At 73.2% G+C, this 4,307-nt stretch carries 4 protein-coding genes; 1 reads left to right on the top strand and 3 read right to left on the bottom strand.

The features are described 5' to 3' along the window. The first annotated feature begins 386 nt into the window (after positions 1–386). A complete protein-coding gene (locus tag L7D48_RS26670; RefSeq protein WP_237883321.1) occupies positions 387–1,169 on the top strand; it encodes an ANTAR domain-containing protein in 783 nt (260 codons plus the stop codon). A 92-nt stretch (positions 1,170–1,261) separates the two neighbouring features. Here L7D48_RS26670 and L7D48_RS26665 read toward each other — a convergent pair whose 3' ends face one another. The 3 genes from L7D48_RS26665 to L7D48_RS26655 form a co-directional block, all read right to left on the bottom strand. Beyond that, a complete protein-coding gene (locus L7D48_RS26665; protein WP_237883319.1) occupies positions 1,262–1,795 on the bottom strand; it encodes a hypothetical protein in 534 nt (177 codons plus the stop codon). Beyond that, the gene (locus L7D48_RS26660) at positions 1,792–2,526 is read right to left on the bottom strand and encodes an immunity 52 family protein (RefSeq protein WP_237883317.1); all 735 of its coding nucleotides are present in this window, start codon (positions 2,524–2,526) and stop codon (positions 1,792–1,794) included. Before L7D48_RS26660 ends, L7D48_RS26665 begins: the two co-directional genes overlap by 4 nt. A 65-nt stretch (positions 2,527–2,591) precedes the next feature. Continuing rightward, on the bottom strand, positions 2,592–4,307 hold a 1,716-nt coding region (locus L7D48_RS26655; RefSeq protein WP_237883315.1), incomplete at its 5' end, for a Tox-REase-5 domain-containing protein.

Genomic DNA, 4,307 nt, shown 5'->3' with positions numbered 1-4,307 from the left:
TCCCCCCTTCCGCCCCACCGCAGGCCGTCACGAGAAGGGCCGACGCGAGGGCGATCGCGGTCATGGTCGTACGAGGTGTCACTGTGCGCTCCTGAACGTAGGCTGCCGGGCTCCGGGAGCCCGCTCGATACTGGTCTGTTGCCGAGTGGGCCGGATGCCAACCACCCAACCCCCACGATCCAGCCAAAGGTGTCTTTCCCCCGTATTCCCCTCCGGCCCGTACCGGTCGGGCCTTCCCTCACCGACACCGTGGACGGCCCGGCGGACGGCCGTGAAGCCCCGGGGACCGGCGGACGGCGGACGGCGGACGGCGGACGGGACGGCGGGGAGCACCGCGCGCGGGGGAGGTACGCATTGAACGCCGGACTTGGAGCATGAGTAGGGATATGGCTCCGTCTACCCCCTCCTCCGCCGACTTCGAGGCCATATTCCGCGCCGCGACCTCGCCCCTGCTGGTGCTCGACACCGGTCTGACGGTCCTGGAGGTCAACCGCGCCTGCGAGGAGGCGACGTTCCGCGAGCGGAACGAGGTGGTCGGACGGCACGTCTTCGACGCCTACCCCGCCAACCCCGGCGACCCGGACGCGGGCGGCATGCGCGAACTGGAGGCCCTTTTCCGGCGCGTCCTGGCGACCGGAACGGCCCAGGCCCTGCCCGTCCTGAAGTACGACGTCCCCTTCGCCGGCAGCCCCACCGGCTTCCGGGAGAAGTACTGGAGCCCGGTCAGCAGCCCCGTCCTCGACCCCGGCGGGGAGGTGACGGCGCTTCTGCACCACGTCGAGGACGTCACCGGCTTCCACGAGGAGCTGGCCCGCATCGAACGCGCCTACCGGCAGACCGACACCCCCACGGCCCGCGACCACACGGCCGTCGCCCAGCGCGGTTACGAGCGCCATCTGGCGCAGGCCACGTACGACCTCAGGCGCTACCGCGAACTGGAGGAGGAGGCGTCCCAGCTGCGGCGGGCCATGCGCAGCCGCGCGACGATCGACCAGGCCATCGGCATCGTCCAGGCCGAGCGGCGCTGCGGCCCCGAGGACGCCTTCCAGATCCTGGTGACCATCTCCCAGCGCACCAACACCAAACTCCGCGACATCGCCGCCGGCCTGGTGAGCCTGGCCGAGACCGACTCGCCGGGGCCCCTCCTGCCGGACACCGGCTCCCCGTGACGGCCGTGGCCGTCACGGAGGCCCGGAGCGGTGCCGCCGGGGTGGCGTGGGGTGCTTCCGGAGGCGCGAGGCTCCCGCCGCACGCCCCAAGTTCACTCCTCCGGCTCGGTGACCGGGCTGTCGCTGACGACGACCACCATGATCATCGGTGCGTCGCCGTCGCTCTGGTTGAGTGAGACCCCGACCCACCGCCGGGCGCCGGGCACCGCCCCGCCCGCGCGTACCGGCCCCCACACCGCGAGGTCGCCGTAGCAGTCCTCGTCGCACAGCGCTCCGAACAGCGGCGGCACGGGCTCGCCCGACCGGCGGCGGAAGAGCGGGACACGCATGGACACCTTCCGGTGGCCGCCCCAGCGCCTTTCCAACTCCCTTGTCAGGGAATCCAGATGGCTTTCCGCGGTCTCCGAAACCGCTTCCCACTCGGACCCGTACACACCCGTGAGGTCCTCGCTCTCCCAGATCGGGGCGATCAGGAAACCCCCGCCCCGGGTCCGGCTCCACTCCCCCGTGTCCGGGTCGCCCTCGGCGACCGTCGGGCCGTGCTCCGGCAGCGGTGCGCCGAGCAGCTCCTCCACGTCGGACACGGCCCGTCCGGTATCGAACGGCTCCCCGGCCCGGACGGTCACAGAACGGCCCGGTCCATCGGGCGGGGCAGCGGCCGGAGCACTCCGGCCTCCCGCAGCCGTACGTTGGCGCGGACGACGTCCTCGACCGCGCCGGGTGCCGCGACCTCCAGGATCACGCCCCCGCCGCGGACCTCCCTGCGCGCGGCCACCGGGCCGTCCGGACCGTCCACGCCGTCGGGCAGCAGGGCCGCACGTCCCGGCGAGAGGTAGCCGACCCAGCCGACAGCGGGCTCGTCGGGGCCGAACTCCGCGTCGTCCTCCAGTGCGTCGAGCACATCATCGTCGGTCACTCCGCCGAAGTCGGGCTCCCACGACTCCGCCAGGGCGGTGAGGAGTTCGGTGTCCGGGATCTCGGCGCCGTCCGGCGAGCCGACACCGACCACCATCGACTGGAGCAGGAAGTCCGGAGTTCCGCCCGCACGGCCGCTGACCTCGATCTTCCAGCCCGGCCCGCCCGTGGTGACCAGCCGCAGCGCATACCCCGTACGGTCCGACCAGCCCTCGGCCTCCCCCGCCGCGCGCAGGGCCGCGGTGAGGGCCCGCTCGTCCGTCCGCAGCCCGGTGGCGGGCCCGGACGCGTGGACCTGCCGCCACGCCCACACGCCGTCGGATCCGGAGCCGGCCGCCGGGAGAAGCCCGGCAAACCGCTCCAGGGTCGCCCTCCAGCGGCCCGCCAGCACCTCCACCGGCTCCTCCCGGGGCCCCCAGAAGCCCCGCACCACGCGTCGCATGTCCCGCCTTCCTCGCGCCTCTCGCTCGTCCCGCGGCCCGGCCGCCCCGTCACCCTAACCGGGGCTCAGTCGAACGCCTCGGGCTTCCTGGTGCTGTCGACCGGTTTCTGCTTGGTGTGTACGACCTTGATCGGCAGGCCCTCCTCCCGGAACGCCTTACGGGCGGCCCTGGCCACTTCGGGATCGGAGAAGTGCCACTCGATGGCACGGCCGCCGGACGCCTCGACCTGCCCTCGCGCCTCGGTGAGGAACCTCTGCTTGCCGGACTCGGTGAGCGTGCCCTTCTCCGTCTTGGACAGGTAGCTTCCGTAACCGTTCTTGGCCTCCAGGAACGTCTGCCGGCCGGAGTCCCAGCCGTCGTACTCCACGTCCGGCTTGCCCTCCTTGGGGTGCGGGACGACGTACTCCCGGCCGCGCACGGTGCCGGTGACCTGCTCCTGGTAGCGGAGCCAGGACTCGTTGTGCCAGTTGGGCGGAGGGTTGCGGTCGCGGCTGGCCCAGTAGCCGTCGCCTCCGTCGACGTCCCCGAATTCCGGGGTCCTCAGGTCCTCGGCCCACTCCGGGGGGTTGTAGTTGCGCGGGTCGGAGGTGTCGTTGCGCTCGGGCTCCGGCCACTGCTTCTTGTCCGCCTCGGCCTTGCGCGCACGTTCGGGTTCCTCGGCCCGCTTCCGGTCCAGATAAGCCTGCCGCTCCTTGGCGCGGGCCTCCTCCGCATTGGCCCTGGCCTCCTCGTCGCAGCCGCCCTCGGCCAGGACCACACGGCCCGGAGGGCCCGCGGCGAGCACACCCGTGCCCGCACCCGGCACACCACCGTGCCGGAAGCGGGGGCCGGGACCGGGGCCGGGACCGGGGCCGAAAGCGATGGTGCAGCCGGTCCTGCGCGCCTGCTCCTCGGCCTCGTCCGCCGCCTCGTCGGCCTCCCTGGCCGCCTTGCGGGCGCCCTCGACGTCTCCGGCGTCGGCAGCCCTGCGGGCCCGGTCCGCCGCCTCGCCCGCGTCCGAGGCGGCATCGGCCACGTCGTCGGCGACCCTGCCGAGCCTGCCGAGTTTGCCGCCCTTGCCGACGACCTTCGCGACGTTGTAACCGGGGATGAAGAGCGAGCCGACGTTCCACACGACATCGGTGACGGCCCGGGTCTCCTCGCCGTTGTTCCAGCGCTCGCGGACCTCGTCGCCGACGAAGACGTCGTCGCCGACCGTCACGACCGTGTTGAACGAGGCCCCGCCCCAGTCCGTGAGGGCGTCGAGGTAGTCGCCGTTGCGCCACTTGTCGCCGGCGTCCGCGGAGTCACGCTTCCACTGGTCGCCGAGCTGGCCGCCGTAGTCGGCGAGACCGGACCAGGTGTCGGGCTTGAAGACATCGACGATGCCGGTGACATCACCCCAGACGCCGTCGACGAAGAGGCCTTCGAGAACCTGCCCGCCGTGGTCCAGGGTGCAGCCCCAGAAACCGCTGCAGCCCTCTCCGCCGCCGTCACCGCCGTCGCCGTCGCCACCGTCACCGGGCTCCCCGGGGCCCTCCGTGAAGGAGGCGGGGATGTCGTACGCGGCCTCGGGTTCGGGGTTGTCCTCGGGGTAGGTGTCGCCACCCGGACCGCCGGTGTCCCCCTCGTTCCCCGGACCGCCCGGACCGCCCGAACCGCCCGAACCGCCCGAACCGCCCGAGCCTCCCGAGTCACCGCCGTCACCGTCCGGGCCACCCGAACCGCCCGAGCCGCCCGAGCCGTTCTGGCCGTCCGGACCGCCCGAGCCGCCGCCGCCACCCGCGCCGCCCGAACCGCC

Source organism: Streptomyces sp. ICN903 (assembly GCF_022015835.1).
GTDB lineage: Bacteria > Actinomycetota > Actinomycetes > Streptomycetales > Streptomycetaceae > Streptomyces > Streptomyces fenghuangensis.
Note: the sequence above shows the minus strand (reverse complement) of the source record. Positions and strands in the feature narration are given on the sequence as shown.

Bases quoted from the DNA above. Each gene is read 5' to 3' on its own strand.
- L7D48_RS26670 (WP_237883321.1), top strand. From the start codon at position 387: ATGGCTCCGTCTACCCCCTCCTCCGCCGACTTCGAGGCCATATTCCGC.
- L7D48_RS26660 (WP_237883317.1), bottom strand. From the start codon at position 2,526: ATGCGACGCGTGGTGCGGGGCTTCTGGGGGCCCCGGGAGGAGCCGGTG.